The organism is Xanthomonas axonopodis pv. maculifoliigardeniae (assembly GCF_041519315.1).
Lineage (GTDB): Bacteria > Pseudomonadota > Gammaproteobacteria > Xanthomonadales > Xanthomonadaceae > Xanthomonas > Xanthomonas euvesicatoria.
The window spans coordinates 3,095,288-3,114,804 of record NZ_CP167998.1; the positions used below are offsets into that span (position 1 = coordinate 3,095,288).

Here is a 19,517-nt window from a genome sequence, read left to right on the forward strand (position 1 = left end):
CCGAAGCGGACTCAGTGCCGGACCAGCGGCGGCATCAGGCCGAAGATGCACGCCGCTGCATCGTTCGCCTCGGCGGTGAACGAAGCGATATCGCTCCTATCCATGTCGGGTCGCCGCCTGTCTGCCAAGGCATTGGTCACCGGCCATCGCGCGGCTGGCGACCGCTGCCCAAGCGCGCAGACACCACCCGCATGGCTGGCGGATGTGAGCGACATGTGTGCAAAGCGGGCCGCCAGCGGGCGACGCTCACGGCCTGCTCGCTGGGGCATGCGGAGTCTGGGGTTTCCCAACCCACATGGAATGCTTTCATGAAAGCGATCAACGTCATCACTCTGGTGCTTCTCATCGTCGGTGGATTGAACTGGGGGCTGGTCGGCCTGTTCCAGTTCGATCTGGTTGCCGCACTGTTCGGCGGACAGGACGCACTGCTGTCGCGTGTGGTTTACACGCTGGTGGGGTTCTCGGCGCTGTGGCAGCTGGTACCGCTGTTCCGCAACAACCATGGCACTGCCGAGCATCACACCAGCCCGCACGTGCGCAACAATCCGTAACCTCCTGCCCGCGGCAGGTCTAGCATCTGTGCATGACGCCGGCGCACTGCGTCGGCGTCATGCCATGCGATGCATGCTTTGCGTCTGGGCGCGTGGTCGGCAAGAATCGCAGACACCTCCCTGCTGGCTGCCTTCATGCTCCTGCGCACTGTTGCTTCTGCCTGCCTGCTCGCCCTGCTGTTACCCGTAGCCGCCAACGCGGCTTACCGTAGCCCGCAACAGATTCTCGACAGCTCGCCGGCCAGCGCGTGGCGCGTGCTCGATCCGGACCGCACGCTGTACCTGGAGCTGGATGCCGGACGGGTCATCATCGAGTTGGCGCCGCAATTTGCGCCGGAGCACGTCGCCAACATTCGCACGCTGGCGCATGAGCGCTTCTGGGACGGGCTGAGCATCTATCGCTCGCAGGACAATTTCGTGGTGCAGTTCGGCGACCCCGATGGCGAGACGCCGGCCAAGGCCAAATCGCTTGGCTCGGCCAAGACGCATCTGCCGGCCGAATTCGAACGCGCATCGCAGGGCCTGGATTTCCAGCGCCTGCCCGACAGCGATGGCTGGGCGCCGCAGGTGGGCTTTGTCGACGGCTTCCCGGTCGGCCGCGACACGGCCACCGGCAAGACCTGGCTGGCGCACTGCTACGGCACCCTGGGCGCAGGCCGCAACAACGACGAAGACAGCAGCATCGGCGCCGAACTGTACGTGGTCACCGGGCAATCGCCGCGCCAGTTGGATCGCAACATCACCGTGGTCGGGCGTGTGGTCAAGGGCATGGAATTGCTCAGCGTGACGCCGCGCGGCCCCGACCCGATGGGCTTCTACGAAGACCCCGCGCAACGCGCACCGATCCGCGCGATCCGGCTGGCCAGCGAAGTGCCTGCGCCAGAGCGCACGCCACTGCAATTGCTGCGTACCGACAGCCAGACCTTCCGCGATGTGGTCGAGGCGCGCCGCAACCGCAAGGACGATTTCTACAAGCGCCCGGCCGGGCACATCGACCTGTGCAATGTGCCGTTGCCGGTGCGTGTGCCGCCGGCTGGTTGAATCGGAAATCGGAAATCGGAAATCGGGAATCGCAAGAGCGAGCCGCGCCCCGTCAGCGGGCGCGCTGGCTGAAGGCGACGCTGCCGAGGATCAGCACCGCGGCCACCAGCATGGTCCAGGTGAGCGGTTCGCCCAGCAGCGACCATGCCAGCAGCGCGCCGAACACCGGCACCAGATAGGTCACCGTGGACGCACGCGCCGGGCCGATGCGCTGGATCAGGCGGTAGTACATCAAGAACGCCAACCCGGTGCACACCACACCCAACGCGGTGGCGCAGGCCCACGCCACCGCCGGCACCGGCGTGGTCGGCCATTGCCACCAGGCCAAGGGCGCCAGCAAGAGCGCACTGCAACCCAGCGTCGACGCCGCCGACGCAGCAGGCGGCAAATCGCCCATATGGCGCTTCACCAGGTTGTAGCCGATGCCGTACAGCAGCGAGGCAGTTGCACCAGCCAGCGCTGCCGGCCCGACGCTCAAGCCGGCGGATTTGCCGGTGGCCAGCACCAGCACGCCGATAAACCCCACCAGCAAGGCCAGTGCGCGACGCGTGCCGATCCGTTCGCCGAAAAACAGGAAGGCGATCAGCGCGGTAAACAGCACCGTCATCGCATTGCAGATCGCCCCGACTGCCGCCGGTGCATGTTGCGCGCCCCAGGCGAACAGCAGGAACGGCAACGCCGAGTTGAGCACGCCGATTGCCGCCAGCATCGGCCAGCGATGCAACGGGAAACGTTCGCGTGCCAGCCACAGGAATGGCAGCAGCACCAACGCACCCAGCGCCAGGCGAATTTCCACCAGCACCACGGTGCCGAACTTGGGCGCGGCCACGCGCATGAACAAAAACGAGCAGCCCCACACCACGCCCAGAAAACCAAGCTCAAGCGGCGTACGCCATTGACGTACCGCAAGCTCGGACTGCACCGACGGTTGGGCGCTCATGGCCGTGCTCCCGAACCGTGCCATGCGGGGATGAAACGGCAGAAGACGGCAGCAGGCAGACTAAGAGACATGGCACGATCGTCGCGAAGGGATGATGCAGCATCGGTTGCCACCAGGGGCGCGACAAGCGCGTAGTATCGGGGCGAGCCACAAATCTCACTCATGCCTCGATGAATCTGCGCCCTACCCTGTTACCTGCGCTGGGCGTGTTCGCCGCTGCCGCCCGCCACCAGAATTTCGCCCACGCCGCCGAAGAACTGCACCTCACCGCCAGCGCGGTTAGCCACCATGTGCGCAAGCTCGAAGCGCTGCTGGGTGCGACCTTGTTCCAGCGGCTACCGCGTGGCGTCAAACTCACCGCCGAAGGCCGCCAGCTGGCAGATGCGGCCACCGCCGCGCTGGCCGAGATCGCGGCGGTAGCCGGCAACCTGCATCCGCGCGAAGACGCCATTCCACTGCGCGTCACCACGTTGCGCTCGCTGTCGTACTGCTGGTTGTTGCCGCGGCTGCCGCGCTTTTGCCGCGCCTATCCGCATATCCGTATGGACCTGCAATCGGATACGGCCTTTTCGCGTTTCGAAGAAGGCGGCCCGGACCTGGGTATTCGTTATGGCCAAGGCGCCTGGCCCGGACTGACCTCGCATCACCTGATGGACGACGAACTGTTCCCGGTGGCCTCACCGTCGTTGCCGGAAGTGGCTGCCCTGCGCACGCCGGCGCAGATCGCGCAATTACCGCTACTGACCGACATGTCGCCGCAGGGGTGGCGCGACTGGTTCCGCGCAGCCCAGGTCCGCGGTACCACCGTGCCGCCGATGCACACCTTCAACGACAGCACCGACGCGATGCGCGCCGCCGTGTATGGCCTGGGCGCGGTGCTGGCGCGCAAGCACATCGCCCAGCCCTACCTGCAGCGTTACGAACTGGTACGCCTGCCCGGCCCCACGCTCAAGGCGCGTCACGCGTACTACATCGTGCACCCCAGCCACCGCGAACTCAGCCCGGCCGCGGCATTGTTCATCGACTGGCTCAAGCGCGAAGCACAGGACGAACGCACCCCGATGCCGGCACTGCCCGCCGAATTGGTGGCGTTGCCGCTGAGCGAAGGCGTGCAGGAGCCGCGTGCAAGGCGGCGTTTGCGTAGCGCATCGGCGGCGGAATGAACCAAGCGGCAGGCTGGCATTTGTCGAAAAATTTGGGCTATCCAGGGCGCTTCCCGATGCTGGCACAACGCAACAACGCCGACGACAAACATCTGCGCTTCCGCTCGTCGGTGGCGTTGCGCCGGGTCGGCACGCACGAGATCGAGCTGACCATGGCCACCCGAGTGAGCTGCCGCAACGGGTTTGGCCGAGTCTACATGGCCTGTATCCATCATGTGCATCACCACTACGTCATGCCCACGATGCTGCGCGCCGCAGTAGGCCGCGTGATGCAGTCCGACCCCGTTACCAGCCAGGCATGGCCGGCACGGCCCGCGTGATGTGAGCAGCGCGCCGTCACCTCGTTTTGTCCTGGCGATGCCTAGGCTTGATGTCCCCAATCCACAGGACACTCCCATGCCTACCCTCCGCATGCGCATCACCGGCACCGACGACGACGCGCGTGCCATTGCCAACCTGCTGCAAAGCATCGACGGCATCGAGCACGTGGAAGAAGTGGACGATCTGATGCCGCACCTGGACGACGAAGATTCCAGCTCGGCAGGCCTGTCGGACGACGAAGGTCCGGGCAGCCACGAGTTCGAAGTGGAAGCCGGCAACGAGGCCACCGCGCAGAAGGTCCGCGACGCGGTGCAAGAGCTGGCACTGCAGCTGGACGTGTTTGTGGAATACGAAGTGGACGAAGGTTGAGCCGGGCTCAGCCCTACCTGTGGCGACAGTGCTGCATTGCTGGATCGCACGCGACGCCATGACGCGTCCTGCGGCGCTTGGGCATGCCGCTGCGCGCTCAAGCCGCGTGCGACCGAGCGCTGACAGCGCACGCCGCATGCACTGATCGGTCGGATGACCCCGCAGCTGCACGGCAGTCCCGCGCAGCTGCGGTACATCAGGACATCCGGCGCCGACGTACGCGCCAGCGCCACGCCTGCAACAACAACCAGCCGGCGATCAGTGCAACCGCAGCCACCGGCAGTAGCGCTGCCACTGCGCGGATGACGAACGCCACGCTGCTGGAAAATACCTCGCCGAACTCGGCAGCGGCTTGCGCGATCTCGCCCCTGCCCTGCTCGCCACCGGTACTGCGGAAATTGAGCGTCAGCAACTGCGTGCGCACCCGGCGCTGCTGCTGCGCGGCCTGCTGTTGGGTCTGCTGCGCCTCGGCTTCGATCTCGGCCAGCCGCTTGGACAAGGCCAACAGATCGGTCACCGCCAGATCGCGGCGCTGCTGCAATTCCAGCAGGCGCGCATGCTCTTTTTGCAGCCGCGCCTGCGCCAGGCCGGTGTCGGCAATCTGCTGGGCCAGATCTTCGGCCCGCGTGCTACGCGCGGCGACATCGCCATGCTGGCCGGCCAACTGCACCATGGGTTCGATCCCTTCCGGTGCCAGCCGTACGCTGACGCGCCCACTGGGATCGCGCCCGCCTTCCTGCTCGACCGCCAGCAAGGCGCAGTCGCCGAACTGCGCGTCCTGGCAGGCAGTGCGTATCACGGCGATGCGCTGGCCGATCTGGTCGGCAGGCAGCTCGATGCGCACATCGTGCTCGTAGGCCAGGGCATTGCCCTGCGCGGCAGGCGGTGCCGGCGCCGCAGCCCCGCCGTCGGCCGCCATCTCCGCGTGATGCTTCGCACACCCGCACAGCGCCCATCCCAGCAGCATGGCCGCGGCATACCGCTGCATGGCACGGCTCATCGGCTGGCTCCATCGATTGCATGCACCTGCAGCCCGGCAAGATCCACTGCCGGCAGGCAACGCACATTGACCGCGACGCCCATTTCGCCGGTCTTGGGGTTGAGGCCCTCACTGAAGGGCGCGATCCCGCACTGCGTGCAATAGTGGTGATCGATGTGCTGCTGATTGAAGCGGTAGCTGCCCACAGCTTCCGGCGCGGCCTGAAGCTGCAGCTGCGTGCGCGCGCCGAACCAGAGCAAACCGCCGCGGCGGCGACACAGCGAACAGTTGCAGTCGTAGACCTCGGTGATGGGCGCTTCGGTCTGCAGATCGAACGCGATGCGTCCGCAATGACAGCTACCGGCATAGTGCATGTGATCCTCCTTGGAACAGGCCACCGTGCGGGTGGCAAGCATGATGTTGCGTGTACGCGCCGCCTGGGTAGCGAGGCGGCGCCCGGGAACCGGAGTGTACGAGCGATCGCGCCCGCAACGTGCAGCCGTCGTGTGCCCCCGGGCGATTGCGCCGCTGCACGGCCGGCAGGATCGGGGCGCTCACCCACACGTGGTGCGCATCTGTCAGGGCACATGGAGGGCGCGCACGATCCGCAGGGTCAGGCGGCACACGCTGGTCCAAGCCTCGGCCGCGCCCGCCTGGCGGTGAGCGCCGTCGATTTCTTGGCTGCCCTACACCAATGGCGGATGCGCACGTGGGCGCAGATGCCTATGCTGGCGGTTTGATTCCACCAGGACCCACGATGCGTCAACGCCTGCTTGTCCTCGCCCTGCTCACCGGCCTCAGCGCCTGCCAGCAACAGCCCGAATCACCGCGCGCCGATGCAGCCGCGCCTGCCGCCAACCAGGCACAGACCCCGGATGCGCGCTTTGCCGCATTATCCAAACAGGCCCTGGACACCTGGATGCAGCTGTCGCCGGTGACCGCCACCCAGACCGGCGACCATCGCTTCGATGCGCAAATCGACGACCTGAGCGCCGGCGGCCGTCAGCGCAGCGTGGATGCGGGCAAGAAGCTGCTGGCCACCCTGGATGCAATCGAGGTGGCCAAGCTTTCGCGCGAGAACCAGGTGGATGCGGCCATCCTGCGCAATCAGCTGCAATCGGAGATCTGGAATACCGAGGTGCTGCAAAGCTGGGCCTGGGACCCGCAGGTCTACAACGGGCTGGCCGGCAGCGCGCTGTACAGCCTGATGGCGCGCGAATTCGCGCCGCTGCCCGAGCGCCTGACCGCGGCCACCCAGCGCATGGAAAAGATCCCGAGCATCTTTGCACAGGCACGCGAGAACCTGGACCCGGCGCGCGTGCCGAAGATCCATGCCGAAACGGTGGCCAAGCAGAACAAGGGCATCCTGAGCATCGTCGACAGCTTCATCGCGCCCAACATCAGCCAGCTTGGCCCGATCGAGGCGGCGCGTGCGCAGGCGGCCATCGACAACCTGCGCAAGGCAGTGGCCGAGCAGCAGACCTGGCTGGACACCGTGCTGGTCCCCAATGCCAAGGGCGACTTCCGCATCGGTGCGGAAAAATACGATCAGAAGCTGAAATTCGCGCTGCTGTCGTCGCTGTCGCGTGCCGACATCAAGCAGCGCGCCGAATCCGAGCTCAAGCGCGTGCGCAGCGACATGTACGGGATTGCGCGCACGGTACTCAAGAACAAGCCCGGCGCTCCCCAATTGCCCGAATCGCCCACCGAAGACCAGCAGCAGGCGGCGATCGAAGCGGCGCTGGAACTGGCGTATGCCGACAAGCCGGCGCGCGACAAGGTGGTGGACGCGGCCAAGGCAGCGCTGGCCCAATCCACCGAATTCGTGCGCCAGAAGGACTTGATGACGCTACCCGATTCGCCGGTGGACATCATCCTGATGCCGGAGTTCCAGCGTGGCGTGGCGGTCGCGTATTGCGATTCGCCCGGCCCGCTCGACAAGAATCTCAAGACGTTCTACGCGGTGTCGCCGATTCCCGACGACTGGAACGACAAGCAGGTCGATTCGTTCCTGCGCGAATACAACACCCGCATGATCCAGCTGCTCAGCATCCATGAGGGCACGCCGGGTCACTACCTGGAAGGCTGGCATTCGGCCAAGTTCCCCTCCACGCTACGCGCGGTGCTGCGCTCGGGCATGTTCGCCGAAGGCTGGGCGGTGTACACCGAGCGCATGATGCAGGAGCAGGGTTACCTGGATAACGACCCGCTGTTCCACCTGGTGCAGCTCAAGTTCTACCTGCGCACCATTGCCAATGCCATTCTCGACCAGGGTGTGCATGTGGACGGATGGGATCGCGACAAGGCGATGCACCTGATGACCCACGACACCTTCCAGCAGGAAAGCGAAGCCTCGGGCAAGTGGGTGCGTGCGCAGCTCTCCTCCGCACAGCTCCCGACCTACTTCGTCGGCGTGCAGGAACATCTGGACACCCGCAAGGCGGTACAGGACAAGCTCGGCGAGACCTTCAACCTGAAGGCCTATCACGACAAGATGCTGTCCTACGGTGCACCGCCGGTACGCTTCGCCCGCGAGCTGATGCTGGATCAACCGATCGAGTGAGCATTTCCCTTCTCCCCGCGGGAGAAGGTGCCCCGCAGGGGCGGATGAGGGTACGGGCGAAGCCTCGCGTGCCTCATAGAGGACGCATTTTCCTGGTGCGAATTCAATCGACCATGAAGCCTTGTGTCATCCAAAACTAGCAAGTGGCTTCGCCCCGGACCCTCACCCCAACCCCTCTCCCGCCGGGAGAGGGGCTTAGGTCGTTGCCAATGTCTATTGGCCAGTTTCCAACCCGCGTTACCCCAGTCCCGTGTCCTTACACGTAGCTTTCCGTCACGCATCCGCAGCAACAAACCCTCCGGTCTGCCGCGCCCAAAGCCGTGCATACAAGCCGCCATGCGCAATCAATTGCGCATGCGTGCCTGTCTCGACGATCTTGCCGGCATCCATCACCACCAGCCGGTCCATGCGCGCGATGGTCGAAAGGCGGTGCGCGATGGCAATCACGGTCTTGTTGCCCATCAGCGCGTCCAGGCTGTCCTGGATGGCGGCCTCCACTTCCGAATCCAGCGCCGAGGTCGCTTCGTCCAGGATCAGGATCGGCGCGTCCTTCAGCAGCACCCGCGCAATCGCGATGCGCTGGCGCTGACCGCCGGAGAGCTTGACCCCGCGCTCGCCCACATGCGCATCGAAACCGCGGCGGCCTTCGCCATCGATCAGCGTGTCGATGAAACTGTCGGCGCGTGCCTTGCGCACGGCATCGAGAATCTGCGCCTCGCTGGCCTGCGGCCGCCCATACAGCAGGTTATCGCGGATCGAGCGATGCAACAGCGAGGTGTCCTGGGTGACCAGGCCGATCTGCCCGCGCAGGCTTTCCTGCGTCACGGTTGCGATGTCCTGTCCGTCGATCAGGATGCGGCCCTGCTCCAGGTCGTACAGCCGCAGCAACACGTTGACCAGGGTGGATTTGCCGGCACCGGACGGCCCGACCAGGCCGATCTTCTCGCCGGCACGCACCTGCAGATCCAGCCCGGCGATCACCCCACCGCGCTTGCCGTAATGGAAATGGATGTGCTCGAACTGCACCTGCCCCTGCGTTACCTGCAGCGGCACCGCATCGGCTGCATCCTGCACCTGCACCGGTTGCGAGATGGTCTGCATGCCGTCCTGCACGGTGCCGATGTCCTCGAAGATGCCGTTGACCGTCCACATGATCCAGCCGGACATGTTGTGGATACGGATCACCAGACCGGTGGCCAGGGTGATCGCGCCCACGCTGATCTGGCCGCGGCTCCACAACCACAGCGCCAGCGCGCAGGTCCCCACGATCAAAAAGCCGTTGGCCACTGCGATGGCGGTGTCCATCGCGGTGGTCACCCGGGTCTGCCGGCGGTGTTTCACCGCCAGTTCGTCGATGGCATCGCGCACATACGCCTGTTCGCGGCCGGCATGGGCGAACAACTTGAGCGTGGAAATATTGGTATAGCCATCGACGATGCGGCCGGTCGCCTTGGAGCGCGCATCGGAGGCAACCCATGCGCGCGCCTTCATGCGCGGCACGAAAAACGCCATCAGCGCGACGTACACCACCAGCCAGAGCAGCAGCGGCGCCATCAGCCAGGGGTCTGCCTGCGCGAACAGCCACAGGGCACTGCCGGTGTAGACCACGATGTACCACAGCGCATCCACCATCTGCACGGCCGATTCGCGCAGCGAGGTGCCGGTCTGCATCACCCGATTGGCGATGCGCCCGGCAAAATCGTTGTTGAAGAAGCCCAGGCTCTGGCGCACCACGTAGTTGTGCATCAGCCAGCGCGAACGGTTGCTAAGACCCGGCACGATCGCCTGATTGACTAGCAGATTGTGCAGGCCGGTGAAGAACGGCCTTGCCACCAGCGTGATGACCGCCATCCAGATCAGTTCGCCCGCATGCTGCCGGAAGAAGTCCGGCACAGGTTTGCCGGCAAGCATGTCGACGATGCGGCCGAGGAAGTCGAACATCGCCACTTCCACCAGCGCCAGCAGCAGCCCGGCGATCAAGGTGGCCAGCAGGATCGGCCACAACGGCCGCAGATAATGCAGATAAAAGCGCCACACGCTGCGTGGCGGCATCTCCCGCTCGATGGGCGGGAAGATATCGATCAGGGACTCGAACCAGCGGAACATTGCGCAGACTTCGGAAACACCGGGATCTCAGGCTAGCCGATCGGGCGTCAAGCCGCAGTGGCGCTGGTCGGCACGCGGCTTGATCAGCCCATGCACTGCGTCAACGCCGTCGCCAGGAGAACAAGAGACGAGGTTTGCAGCGCCTTCGCCCATGAGGCGCCACCGCTGTCACTCGCGCACGCGCGCGAGCAGGCGATTGACCTCTGCCAGATCGAAATGCCCAGGTTCCAAGCGCCCACCCAAGCTCGCCAATTCCTGCACATGCTGCGGGTGGTCCGGGTCGGCGATGACGTGCAACAGCGCCTGGTAATCGGCAATGCCGCCACTGCTATTCGGCGGGCAGGCATTGGCACCGTCCACACAGCGCGCCACGCGCAGGCCGGCATCGGCCGGCAAGAGCGCTTCCACTTGCAGCCGATGCTGCCAGCCAGGGCCGGCACCGTAGAAATACTCGAAGCCTTCCAGTTCGCCCACCGCGCTTTCCAGCGTGACACGCCCGGCGTGCTTGAGCCGGGGACGCTCGGGCACATCCAGCCCGGATTCGCCGTAACGCCCGCCGCCGAGGTCGAATTCGTAGGGATGGGCGCCATTCCAGCCCATCACCGGCTGCAATACGCGATGCAAGGTGGCCAGGCGTACTGCGCCCGACACCAGCAGGCGCCGCCAGATCAGCGGCGCACTGCCGATCAATGCCACATGCAGTTGATACACCGGCGCAGGTGCCTGCAGCGCTTGCTGCGCGGATTTCTTTTTTGCCTTGGTCATCATGCGATGCGTGTGCCTGCCTGTTACCAGTATGGCGTGCCAGGCAGGCGAATGCAGACGCTGTCCAGATCGGCGATTGAATCACTGCGCAACCGCCAGGCGGGCGCGGCCGGTGCCCGGGTCGGGATGTAGCACTTGTCCATCCCGCCTCTGAGCGCCCCGTCCACACCCATCCGACCGCCACGCGTCACGGCTTGGCGGCCACGCTCAAGCACTGCGGCGCAGGCGCAAACCGAACAGCAGGTCATACAGGATCGGAATCAGGCCCAGCGTCACCAGCGTGCCCAACGCCAGCCCACCGATCATGGTGATCGCCATCCCCGTCCACAGCGGGCCTGCAAACAGCATCAGCGGCACCAGGCCGACGATGCAGGTGAGCTTGGTCATGACGATCGGGCGCAGCCGCTTGACCGCGGCCGCCACCACCGCTTCGCGGCGCGGCAGGCCATCGGCAAGTTCGGCTTCGATGCGCTCCAGCAGCAACACCGCGTTGTTGACGATGATGCCGGCCAGCGCCAGCAGGCCGAAGGTCGCCATGAAGCCGAACGGATAGCCGGTCATCACCAGCGCCAGTGCCGCACCGATCAGCACGAACGGCACCGCCGACAGCACGATGAACAACTTGCGGAACGAGTTGAACTGCCACACGAACAGCAGCAGGATCGCGCCCAAGGCATGCGGCATGTAGTGCAGCAGGGCCTGATTGGCTTCGGCCGAATCTTCCAGCTCGCCGCCAATCTCCACGCGGTAGCCGGGCGGCAGCTTGAGCGCGGCAATTGGCGCGGACAGCCGCTCGACGATCTCGGTCGCGGTCAGTTGCGGGTTGCGCGCGGTCACGGTGATCGCACGGCTGAGGTTGCGCCGCTGGATCGCCGACGGCTCGCTGTCGCGCAGCACCGTGGCGACCGCCGCCAACGGTACCGGTGCGCCGCCTGCCTGCGGGTACACCAACGTATCGGCCGGGTTGCCGTTGGCGGCACGCTCGTCGGTGCTGCCGCGCACGACAACCGGCACATCGGTGCCATCGTCGCGGATCAACGTGGCATCCACGCCGCTGTAGCGCCCCTGCAATGCCTGCGCAATGTCCTCGCTGCTGACACCGGCGCGGCGGGCCTTGAGCTGGTCCACCTGCACCACATAGCGCGGAATGCGCGCCTGCCAGTCGTCCTGCACGTCCACGGTGCCCGGCACCGCCCGCAAGGCCCTGGCAATCGCAGCAGCGCTGCTGCGCAGGATCGCCTCGTCCGGACCCACCACGCGATACACCGCCATCCCGGCTTCGGTGGCGCCCAGCGAAAAACGCTTGGGCTCGGCGCGCAGCGCGGGGAAGTGGCTGCGCACATGCGAGCGCACCCGTGCGATCACCGCATCGATGTCGGTCCCCGGCCGCACGCTGACCGTGAAGTAGGCCTGGTTGGCCGCCGGCAGCGGCGGGTTCAGGCCCAGCACGATGCGCGGCCCGCCATCGGCAACATACCCGATGCTGTCCACCACCTCGGGGTTGGCGCGGCGGTCGCCCAACCAGCGGCTGAGTTCACTCACCGTGCGCAGCGTTTGGCGTGCATCGCTGCCCGCCTGCAAGGTCACCGGCATCTGGAACTGCAGGCGGTCGGACTTGGGCAGGAAGTCGTATGGAATGGACACCAGCACGGTGACCGCCACTGCCAGCATCGCCGTCATCGCGCCGATGAACAGCACCTTGTGCTGCAGCAGGCGTTCGATCACACGGCGGTAGCCGCGATAGAACCGCGATTCGGCTGCATCGCTGGTCTTGGTGACATGCACCTTGGCGAAGTACATGCACAGCAGCGGCGTCACCGTGATGCTCAGCAACCACGAACCCAGCAGCGTCACGCCAAGCACGGTGGCCAGCGAGCGCAGATATTCATTGGTGCTGGTCTGGCCGAAGAAGAACGGCGAGAACGCCAGCACGATGACCAACGACGAGGTCAGCAAAGGTGTCGCCAACGTCCGGCCCGCATCGATGCAGGCCTGGCGGCGTTCCTCGCCGGCCACCAGGCGGCGCTCGATGTCTTCGGCAATCACGATGCCGTTGTCCACCAACAAGCCCAGCGCAAGAATGATGGCGGCAATGGAGACCGTCTGCAGCTCCACGTTCAGCACACGCATGACGATCAGCGAGGCGAAGATGGTCAACGGCACGATCGCGCCGACGATCAACCCGGTACGCCAGCCCAGAAACAGCATCACCACCGCCATGACGATGACAATGGTCTCGCCCATGACGTGATGCATCTTGCCCATCTCGCGCTCGACCACATCGGCCTGGAAGCTCACCACGTGCTGGGTGAAGCCGACAGGCAGCTCGTGCGCGGTGTCGTCGAGCTTGGCGCGCAGCGCCTTGCCGAAGTCGGCGATATTGGTGCCCGGCTGCATCGAGACCGAGACCACCACCGCCGGCTGGCCCTGGTAAACGGCCGCGCTTTGCGGCGGGTCGGCCGGCATCACCTGCACCTGCGCCAGCTCGCCCAGGGTCACCTCGCGGGCACCGCCCGCAGGTGCGCCGGGCACGCTCAGCAGAACAGCGCGCAACTGCTCGGGCGTGCGGATTTCGCCGGACGTGGCCACGGTCAGCGCCAGCCCCGACACCGCGACCTGCCCACCGGAACCCACCACATTCTGCGCGCGCAACTGCGCCATCACGCTGGACGGCGTCAAGCCGCTCGCCAGCAACCGTGCGCGATCAAACGACACATACACCGATTCGTCCTGCAGGCCATATAACTTCACCTGCTCCACGCCGGGCAAGGCGTACAGCTGCTCGCGCATGCGCCGCAACGGGCCGCGCATTTCGCTCATCGAAAAGCCCGGTGCGGTCACCGCGATCGACGCCACCGACACGCGCCCGAAGTCGTCGTCGACAAAGGGACCAAGCGTGCCCGCAGGCAATTGCGCGCCGGCCTCCGCGGCCTTGGCGCGCACCCGCTGCCACAGCGCCGGCAGATCCTGCACATCGTCATAGGCGGTCAGCTGCACGATCGCGCTGCCCGGATGCACCGTGGTGACGATGCGCTTGATGCCGGCCAGCTCGCGCAAGCGCTCCTCCACCGGACGCGCCAGCAGGTTTTCCACCTGCTCGCTGGGCATGCCGGGATAGGCCACCGACACCAGCGTGTCGCGTACGGTCACCGACGGTTCTTCCTGCGATGGGAAACCGAGAAACGCCACGATGCCGCCGATCAGGATCATCGCTGCGGCAAACAACGTCAGCCGGCTCGAGCGCATCGCCATCTGGGTCAGCTTCATGGCGTGCGACCTCCGCTCAGCTGCGTCTGCGCCTGCAGTGGCGTCACCGGCTGGCCGTTCACCAAGAAGCCCACACCGGCGCTCACCACCTGCTCGCCTGCCCGCAGCCCGCGCAGAATCTGGACGCGCTCGCCGACGATCGTTCCCAGGTCGACCGCGCGTTCGATCACGGCCCGCGTGGCCGGCTGGTAAACGAACACGCTGGCCTGTTGCCGGTTGAGTCGGGGCAATACCGCCGACAACGGCACGCTCGGCGTGGACGCGGCAGCAGGCGGCAGCGTCAGCATCACGCTGTCGCCGCTGCGCAGCGAAGGCGCGGCGGCGAGCGGTTCCAGTAACGCCTGCACCGTCGTGGCATTGTCCAGGCGGCTGGAAAGACTGCGCAGACGCAGTTCGATCGGCGCGCCGCCCGCATCCACCACGCGGGCATGCACGGTTTGCCCCGGCACCAGACCGGCACCGGCAGTTGCCGGCAGCGTGGCGACCAGTTGCACATGGCCCTGCCCCTCCACCTGCAGCACCGCCTGCCCCGCCGCCACATCGGCCTGCGGCTGTTGCAGGCGCGCCACCACGCTGCCATCGAAGGGCGCGCGGAGCTCGCCCAGACGCGCGCCGCGGCGCGCCATGGCCAGGTCGGCCCTGGCCACCTGCAGCTGCGCGGCGGCCGCATCTGCCGCCACCCGCGCGGCAGTCAAGGTGGCGCTGGAACTGGCACCGTCATCGAACATTGCCTGTTGCTGGCGCAATTGCAGTTGCCGTTCGCCCGATTGCGCCAGTGCCGCGCGCACGTTGGCATCGGCCTGCTGTTCGCGCAGGCGCAGCGGCTCATCGTCCAGCCGTGCCAGCAGTTGCCCGCGGGTCACCCGGTCGCCGACATCCACCAGCACCGCAGACAGACGGCCTGCTCCTTCGAACCCCAGCTCGGCGCGTTGTTCCTGGCGCACCAGCGCCGGCACCTGCAGTGGGTTATCGCTCCCGTTGCCGAAGCGCTCCAGCTTCACCGCGCGCGGCGTCTCGGTGGCCGGCGCCTCCGGCCCGCTGCATGCGGCCAGTCCCAGCAGCAACGCGCCGCACACCAGGCCGCGATAAAACATCGTCATCATTGGATCCCCCGGTGTATGCCGCTCAGCGGCTGTAGGTCAGTGCGAGGTTGCCGCTAACCACGCTGCGGCGTGCCACCAGCGGGCTGTCTTCGGCGTTGTCCAGGTAGCGCGTTCCGGTGACCCCCAACGTGGTGGCCCAGTGGTCGCCCAACGAGTGCGTCCAACTGCCACCTACCGCGGCGGCATACGCACCGGACCCGGCATTGAAGGCGGCAAAGCGGGTGCGCGCGGCTTGCGCATCGGTGACGCCGAAGTAAGCCTGATTGAAGCGGCGGTCGCCGCCATGCACGTCCAGGTCCAGGGTGACCGTGTCGTTGGCGCTATGCAGCAGGGTGAACTCCATCCCGGCGCGATAGCGGTTGCGGCGCGCAGCATCCTTGAGCGTGAATTCGGCCTCCGCATTGACGTTCATGTAGGGCGTCACTTGCTGCATCACCAGCGTGCGTGCGGTCACCGAGCCAGGCACATCGCCCATGCCGGCCAGCAGGCGCGAGCCCGGCCGCCAGTTGCTGTCGCTTTGCAGTCGGCCCAGGTCGTAATACAACGATTGCGATACGTAGAAGCCGGACTTGCTCTGGAATTGCAGGCCGCCGCCGCGGGAGGTGTCGAAGAACAGGACGCCGCGCTGCACCACCAGCACCGGGTTGAATTGCACGCGCGCGCGCTCGGCACCGGCATACTCCGGCGTAGCAACCGCTGCCGCGCCGGCCGTGATTTCAGTACGGTCTCCCAGCAGGCGCGAACTCCCGGTCAGATCGGTTTGTGCGTGCGCAATGCACGGAATGGCGCTCATGCAGGCAAGCACGCTGGCGCGAACGGCATGGTGGCCACGCAGGCGATTGAAGGACGATAGGTGCATCGAAAGTCTCCGTCGGAAGTCAGGAAGCGGTGGGCAGGCGCACGCCATAGAAGGCTTGAAACAGCGCAATACGGCTCAGCACGCGTTGGCGTGCGGTATCCAGGTAATCGAGTTCGGTCTGAGCGATGCGGGTCCGCTCGGCCAGCAGCGCGCTGCGGTCTTCCAGACCGGCATCCACGCGTTCATGCATTCGAGCAAGACGCAGTTGCTCGCGTTCGACCTGCTCGCGCGAGCGCGGCTCGGCCTGCGACAAGGTGGCGTGCGCGTCGAGCGCATTGGCGACCTCGCGGAATGCAGACTCGATCGCCTGCTCGTAGGCAATGACATCGGCACGTTTGCGTATTTGCGCCAGGTCCAGGTTGGCGCGATTGCGGCCGCCATCGAACAACGGCAGGTTCAGTTGCGGCATGAAGCTCCATACGCCGTGGCCTGCAGAAAACAGGCCGTTCAATCCGTCGCTGGCCGTGCCCACGCTGCTGCTCAAGGTGATGGATGGAAAAAACGCCGCGCGCGCCGCGCCGATGTCGGCATTGGCCGCGCGCAATTCCAGCTCGGCCTGCTGGATGTCCGGGCGTTGCAGCAACAGCGACGAATCCAGGGCGCGCCACGCACTGGCAGGCGTATCAGCGGCGATCAGACCCTGCAGGTCGCCGGGTACCGGAGTGCTGTCGTAGCCGGCCAGCAACTGCAGCGCACGCAGCGCCGCAGCGTGATTGTCGTTGCCCTGCAGGGCCGCCACATGGGCTTGGTCGGCCTGTCGCTGCTGCGCATCGCGCTCGTCGCGCGCAATCAGCCCTACCTGATATTGCCGCTCGGCGATGGCAAGCAGCGCAGCGCTGTCGGCATCCAGCGATTGCAGCTGCTGCAGCGCCTGCGCGGTGGTGCGCTCGGCGGTGTAGGCACGCAGCACCTCTGCAATCAGGGCGCCACGCGCCGCGTCGCGGCCATAGGCGCTGGCCAGGTAGCGCTGGCGTGCGGCCTCGGACATCGCCTGCAGCTTGCCGAAAAAGTCCACTTCGAAATTGCCGATTCCCGCATTGGCAATCACCAGATCCTGCTGGTACCGCGCATCCAGCGTCGGGTTGTCGAAATGTTGCCGCAGCTGCTGCGCGCCGACGGCGAGCGTCGGCAGGCGCGACGCCCGCGCAATGCCGTACTGTGCACGTGCCTGTTCTACCTGCAACGCCGCACGGCGGAAATCGCCGTTGTGCGCCAAGGCACGTTCGACCAGGGGCCGCAGGTCGCGGTCTGGCGCGAAGGCCTGCAGAAACGCGCGCTCTTGCTCGTTCAGAGTGACGGCGGCGGCCGCATCGGCGTCGGGCTGGCCGGATGCCGGCGCCGATGCCGCCTGCGGGCTGCCGAACGTGGCCGGCACGCCGACCACCGGGCGCTGGTAGGCCGGCGTCAGCGAGCAGCCAACCGACAGCACCGCACTGGCGGCAACCAGGCACACGCAGGACCAACGATGCGGAATAATTTGTGGAATCATGATGTCGGAGCACAGAGCCAATCTCGACCGACATCCTCGACCCGCAGCGTCCAGGTTGTTTTCGGGAATTATCCAGATTTGATCGAGACGACAGGGCAACACGTCATGACAGGCAAAAAGGTTCTGCTGGTGGAAGACGACAGCGATAGCGCCAGCATTCTGGAGGCCTATCTACGCCGCGACGGCTTCGATGTGGCGGTGGCCGGCGATGGCGAACGCGCCATCCAGCTCCACCGGCAATGGGCACCGGATCTGGTGCTGCTGGACGTGATGCTGCCCAAGCTCAGCGGCATCGAGGTGCTGTCGACGATCCGCCGCGCCGGCGACACGCCGGTGATCATGGTCACCGCCATTGGCGACGAGCCGGAAAAGCTCGGCGCCCTGCGCTACGGCGCCGACGATTACGTGGTCAAGCCATACAGCCCCAAGGAGGTGGTGGCGCGTGTGCATGCGGTGCTACGCCGGAGCGTGGCAGTGCGCGCGCCGGGCGAGCCATTGCAGCACGGTCGGCTGAGCGTGGATCCGGCCGCCGTGGTCGCCAGCGTGCAACACGAAAACGGCGACAGCGTGGCGCTGGATCTGACGCCGACCGAATTCAACCTGCTCGCGCTGCTGCTCAAGACCCCATTCAAGGCCTTTACGCGCAGCGAACTGCTCGACGCCTGCCTGCCCGACAGCGATGCATTGGAACGGGTGGTGGATTCGCACATCCACAACCTGCGCCGCAAACTCGAAGTGCATGGCATCACCGGTGTGCTGGTCACCGTGCGTGCAGTGGGGTATCGCTTTCAATGAAGGTGCTGCGGCGGTTTCATGCTTGGCGCAACCAGGCGCCCCTGTGGTGGTGGGTGGGACTGCGCATGAGCGCGCTGGCGGTGGTCACCATGATGGTCATCGCGTTCGGCATGTGGTGCTATTTCAACCTGCGCTACAGCCTGATCCTGAGCAACGTGCCGGCCGAGCCGCGTGCCGAGATCTCCCAGCTGATCGAGCAGCCCCGGGCCAACCAGGCGCGCCTGTGGGAGCTGTTCCAGCGCTATTACGACATCGAAAATTTCCTGCCCGGGCTGGCCAATCCGGACTGGTGGATGCTGGGCGCCATGATGACCATCTCGGTCCCGGTCATCCTGTTCTGCGGCCTGCTTGCGTCGCGGCCGCTGTCGCGGCAATTTTCGCAGGTGGCTTTCGCCGCGCACCGGGTCAGCGATGGCGATTTCGGCGCACGCGCGCAAGTGGTGCGCGGCGCGCCGGACGAGCTCACCGCCCTGGCCGACGACTTCAATACGATGAGCGGCAGGCTGCAGCAATACGAGCGCGAATTACGCGACTCCAGCGCGATGCTGGCGCATGAACTGCGCACCCCGCTCAATGCCGCGATGGGACGCGTGCAAGGCATGCTGGATGACGTCTTCCCGCGCGAACCGGAGCAACTGCGGCTGGTGCATCGCCAGCTGGAGCAGATCAATCGGCTGATCGGCGACCTGCACCTGGTGTCGCTGGCGCGTGCCGGCCAGCTGGTGCTGGAGCCGGAAAGCGTCGAGCTGCGGGAGCTCGTCGCCGAGCGCATCGAGTGGGCAGGCCCGGCGCTGCGCGAGGCGCACATGACCATTCACTACCCCACGGCTCCGGCGCTGCGCCTGCATGCCGACCGGCACCGGCTGGGCCAGGTGCTGTCGATCCTGATCGATAACGCGTTGCGCTACGCCGCAGCCGGCAAGTTGCTGGAAATCGAGGTGCGCCGCGACGGCAACAGCGTGCAGCTCACCGTCGGCGACCGCGGTCCCGGCGTGGCGCCTGCGCAACTGCCGCACTTGCTGGACCGCTTCTGGCGCGCCGACAGCTCGCGCGCGCGGCATTCCGGCGGCAGCGGCCTGGGCCTGGCGATCGCCTCGGCCATCTGCCAGGCGCACGATGGCCAACTGGTCGTCAGCAACCGCCCCGGCGGTGGCCTGCTGGCCAGCGTGCAGTTGCCGCTGGGGCGTTGACGCAACGCCCGGCCGC

Annotated in this window: 18 protein-coding genes; 8 read left to right on the forward strand and 10 right to left on the reverse strand. The window is 66.2% G+C overall.

Annotated features, from left to right (window positions below; genetic code table 11):
• Positions 1-11: 11 nt before the first annotated feature.
• On the reverse strand, positions 12-215 hold the full coding sequence (locus ACDH77_RS13385) for a hypothetical protein (RefSeq protein WP_164738715.1): 204 nt from the start codon (positions 213-215) through the stop codon (positions 12-14).
• Between the two features lie 93 nt (positions 216-308).
• On the opposite strand from ACDH77_RS13385, the gene ACDH77_RS13390 reads away from it, so the two are divergent.
• Both ACDH77_RS13390 and ACDH77_RS13395 read left to right on the forward strand, forming a co-directional pair.
• Complete coding sequence (locus ACDH77_RS13390) at positions 309-551, forward strand: DUF378 domain-containing protein (protein WP_011348011.1); 243 nt, start codon at positions 309-311, stop codon at positions 549-551.
• A gap of 69 nt (positions 552-620) precedes the next feature.
• Positions 621-1,592, forward strand: a complete 972-nt coding sequence (locus tag ACDH77_RS13395; RefSeq protein ID WP_008573185.1) for a peptidylprolyl isomerase — start codon at positions 621-623, stop codon at positions 1,590-1,592.
• A 52-nt stretch (positions 1,593-1,644) separates the two neighbouring features.
• On the opposite strand, the gene ACDH77_RS13400 is transcribed toward ACDH77_RS13395, so the two are convergent.
• Positions 1,645-2,532 carry a DMT family transporter gene (locus ACDH77_RS13400; protein ID WP_014090584.1) on the reverse strand — a complete coding sequence of 296 codons (888 nt, stop codon included), beginning with the start codon at positions 2,530-2,532 and terminating at the stop codon, positions 1,645-1,647.
• 170 nt (positions 2,533-2,702) lie between these two features.
• Here ACDH77_RS13400 and ACDH77_RS13405 point away from each other — a divergent pair, with 170 nt between their 5' ends.
• The 3 genes from ACDH77_RS13405 to ACDH77_RS13415 all read left to right on the forward strand — a co-directional run bounded on the left by ACDH77_RS13405 (position 2,703) and on the right by ACDH77_RS13415 (position 4,385).
• A complete protein-coding gene (locus ACDH77_RS13405) occupies positions 2,703-3,695 on the forward strand; it encodes a LysR substrate-binding domain-containing protein (RefSeq protein ID WP_317718928.1) in 993 nt (330 codons plus the stop codon).
• Between the two features lie 56 nt (positions 3,696-3,751).
• A complete protein-coding gene (locus ACDH77_RS13410) occupies positions 3,752-4,015 on the forward strand; it encodes a DUF2867 domain-containing protein (RefSeq protein ID WP_057681463.1) in 264 nt (87 codons plus the stop codon).
• A gap of 76 nt (positions 4,016-4,091) precedes the next feature.
• Positions 4,092-4,385 carry a hypothetical protein gene (locus ACDH77_RS13415; protein WP_005912915.1) on the forward strand — a complete coding sequence of 98 codons (294 nt, stop codon included), beginning with the start codon at positions 4,092-4,094 and terminating at the stop codon, positions 4,383-4,385.
• 196 nt (positions 4,386-4,581) lie between these two features.
• Here the strand turns inward: ACDH77_RS13415 and ACDH77_RS13420 are convergent, their stop codons facing one another.
• Both ACDH77_RS13420 and ACDH77_RS13425 read right to left on the reverse strand, forming a co-directional pair.
• Positions 4,582-5,385: a DUF4349 domain-containing protein gene (locus ACDH77_RS13420; protein WP_372353495.1), complete on the reverse strand. Its 804-nt coding sequence runs from the start codon at positions 5,383-5,385 to the stop codon at positions 4,582-4,584.
• The gene (locus ACDH77_RS13425; RefSeq protein ID WP_031423429.1) at positions 5,382-5,780 is read right to left on the reverse strand and encodes a GFA family protein; all 399 of its coding nucleotides are present in this window, start codon (positions 5,778-5,780) and stop codon (positions 5,382-5,384) included. The genes ACDH77_RS13420 and ACDH77_RS13425 overlap by 4 nt, the downstream gene beginning before the upstream one ends.
• Before the next feature lie 341 nt (positions 5,781-6,121).
• On the opposite strand from ACDH77_RS13425, the gene ACDH77_RS13430 reads away from it, so the two are divergent.
• Complete coding sequence (locus ACDH77_RS13430) at positions 6,122-7,927, forward strand: DUF885 domain-containing protein (protein WP_031423431.1); 1,806 nt, start codon at positions 6,122-6,124, stop codon at positions 7,925-7,927.
• Positions 7,928-8,200: 273 nt separating this feature from the next.
• On the opposite strand, the gene ACDH77_RS13435 is transcribed toward ACDH77_RS13430, so the two are convergent.
• The 6 genes from ACDH77_RS13435 to ACDH77_RS13460 form a co-directional block, all read right to left on the reverse strand.
• A complete protein-coding gene (locus ACDH77_RS13435; protein WP_031423433.1) occupies positions 8,201-10,033 on the reverse strand; it encodes an ABC transporter ATP-binding protein in 1,833 nt (610 codons plus the stop codon).
• A gap of 168 nt (positions 10,034-10,201) precedes the next feature.
• Positions 10,202-10,801, reverse strand: coding sequence for a plasmid pRiA4b ORF-3 family protein (locus tag ACDH77_RS13440; protein WP_008578182.1), 600 nt, complete (start codon positions 10,799-10,801; stop codon positions 10,202-10,204).
• 204 nt (positions 10,802-11,005) lie between these two features.
• Positions 11,006-14,065 (reverse strand): efflux RND transporter permease subunit, encoded by a 3,060-nt coding sequence (locus tag ACDH77_RS13445; protein WP_031423436.1) that lies wholly within the window; start codon positions 14,063-14,065, stop codon positions 11,006-11,008.
• Entirely contained in the window at positions 14,062-15,168 is a 1,107-nt protein-coding gene (locus ACDH77_RS13450) for an efflux RND transporter periplasmic adaptor subunit (protein ID WP_109291377.1), read from the reverse strand. The genes ACDH77_RS13445 and ACDH77_RS13450 overlap by 4 nt, the downstream gene beginning before the upstream one ends.
• Before the next feature lie 22 nt (positions 15,169-15,190).
• Complete coding sequence (locus ACDH77_RS13455; protein WP_029819811.1) at positions 15,191-16,027, reverse strand: MipA/OmpV family protein; 837 nt, start codon at positions 16,025-16,027, stop codon at positions 15,191-15,193.
• A gap of 19 nt (positions 16,028-16,046) precedes the next feature.
• The gene (locus ACDH77_RS13460; RefSeq protein WP_071118638.1) at positions 16,047-17,516 is read right to left on the reverse strand and encodes an efflux transporter outer membrane subunit; all 1,470 of its coding nucleotides are present in this window, start codon (positions 17,514-17,516) and stop codon (positions 16,047-16,049) included.
• Between the two features lie 105 nt (positions 17,517-17,621).
• On the opposite strand from ACDH77_RS13460, the gene ACDH77_RS13465 reads away from it, so the two are divergent.
• Entirely contained in the window at positions 17,622-18,311 is a 690-nt protein-coding gene (locus ACDH77_RS13465) for a response regulator (protein ID WP_005912893.1), read from the forward strand.
• Entirely contained in the window at positions 18,308-19,501 is a 1,194-nt protein-coding gene (locus ACDH77_RS13470) for a cell wall metabolism sensor histidine kinase WalK (protein WP_031423443.1), read from the forward strand. Before ACDH77_RS13465 ends, ACDH77_RS13470 begins: the two co-directional genes overlap by 4 nt.
• Positions 19,502-19,517 lie beyond the last annotated feature (16 nt).

What these genes read in the sequence shown, in the direction of transcription:
- ACDH77_RS13385 (WP_164738715.1), bottom strand. Translation starts at nt 215, where the DNA reads ATGTCGCTCACATCCGCCAGCCATGCGGGTGGTGTCTGCGCGCTTGGG.
- ACDH77_RS13390 (WP_011348011.1), top strand. Translation starts at nt 309, where the DNA reads ATGAAAGCGATCAACGTCATCACTCTGGTGCTTCTCATCGTCGGTGGA.
- ACDH77_RS13395 (WP_008573185.1), top strand. Translation starts at nt 621, where the DNA reads ATGCATGCTTTGCGTCTGGGCGCGTGGTCGGCAAGAATCGCAGACACC.
- ACDH77_RS13400 (WP_014090584.1), bottom strand. Translation starts at nt 2,532, where the DNA reads ATGAGCGCCCAACCGTCGGTGCAGTCCGAGCTTGCGGTACGTCAATGG.
- ACDH77_RS13405 (WP_317718928.1), top strand. Translation starts at nt 2,703, where the DNA reads ATGAATCTGCGCCCTACCCTGTTACCTGCGCTGGGCGTGTTCGCCGCT.
- ACDH77_RS13410 (WP_057681463.1), top strand. Translation starts at nt 3,752, where the DNA reads ATGCTGGCACAACGCAACAACGCCGACGACAAACATCTGCGCTTCCGC.
- ACDH77_RS13415 (WP_005912915.1), top strand. Translation starts at nt 4,092, where the DNA reads ATGCCTACCCTCCGCATGCGCATCACCGGCACCGACGACGACGCGCGT.
- ACDH77_RS13420 (WP_372353495.1), bottom strand. Translation starts at nt 5,385, where the DNA reads ATGAGCCGTGCCATGCAGCGGTATGCCGCGGCCATGCTGCTGGGATGG.
- ACDH77_RS13425 (WP_031423429.1), bottom strand. Translation starts at nt 5,780, where the DNA reads ATGCTTGCCACCCGCACGGTGGCCTGTTCCAAGGAGGATCACATGCAC.
- ACDH77_RS13430 (WP_031423431.1), top strand. Translation starts at nt 6,122, where the DNA reads ATGCGTCAACGCCTGCTTGTCCTCGCCCTGCTCACCGGCCTCAGCGCC.
- ACDH77_RS13435 (WP_031423433.1), bottom strand. Translation starts at nt 10,033, where the DNA reads ATGTTCCGCTGGTTCGAGTCCCTGATCGATATCTTCCCGCCCATCGAG.
- ACDH77_RS13440 (WP_008578182.1), bottom strand. Translation starts at nt 10,801, where the DNA reads ATGATGACCAAGGCAAAAAAGAAATCCGCGCAGCAAGCGCTGCAGGCA.
- ACDH77_RS13445 (WP_031423436.1), bottom strand. Translation starts at nt 14,065, where the DNA reads ATGAAGCTGACCCAGATGGCGATGCGCTCGAGCCGGCTGACGTTGTTT.
- ACDH77_RS13450 (WP_109291377.1), bottom strand. Translation starts at nt 15,168, where the DNA reads ATGATGACGATGTTTTATCGCGGCCTGGTGTGCGGCGCGTTGCTGCTG.
- ACDH77_RS13455 (WP_029819811.1), bottom strand. Translation starts at nt 16,027, where the DNA reads ATGCACCTATCGTCCTTCAATCGCCTGCGTGGCCACCATGCCGTTCGC.
- ACDH77_RS13460 (WP_071118638.1), bottom strand. Translation starts at nt 17,516, where the DNA reads ATGATTCCACAAATTATTCCGCATCGTTGGTCCTGCGTGTGCCTGGTT.
- ACDH77_RS13465 (WP_005912893.1), top strand. Translation starts at nt 17,622, where the DNA reads ATGACAGGCAAAAAGGTTCTGCTGGTGGAAGACGACAGCGATAGCGCC.
- ACDH77_RS13470 (WP_031423443.1), top strand. Translation starts at nt 18,308, where the DNA reads ATGAAGGTGCTGCGGCGGTTTCATGCTTGGCGCAACCAGGCGCCCCTG.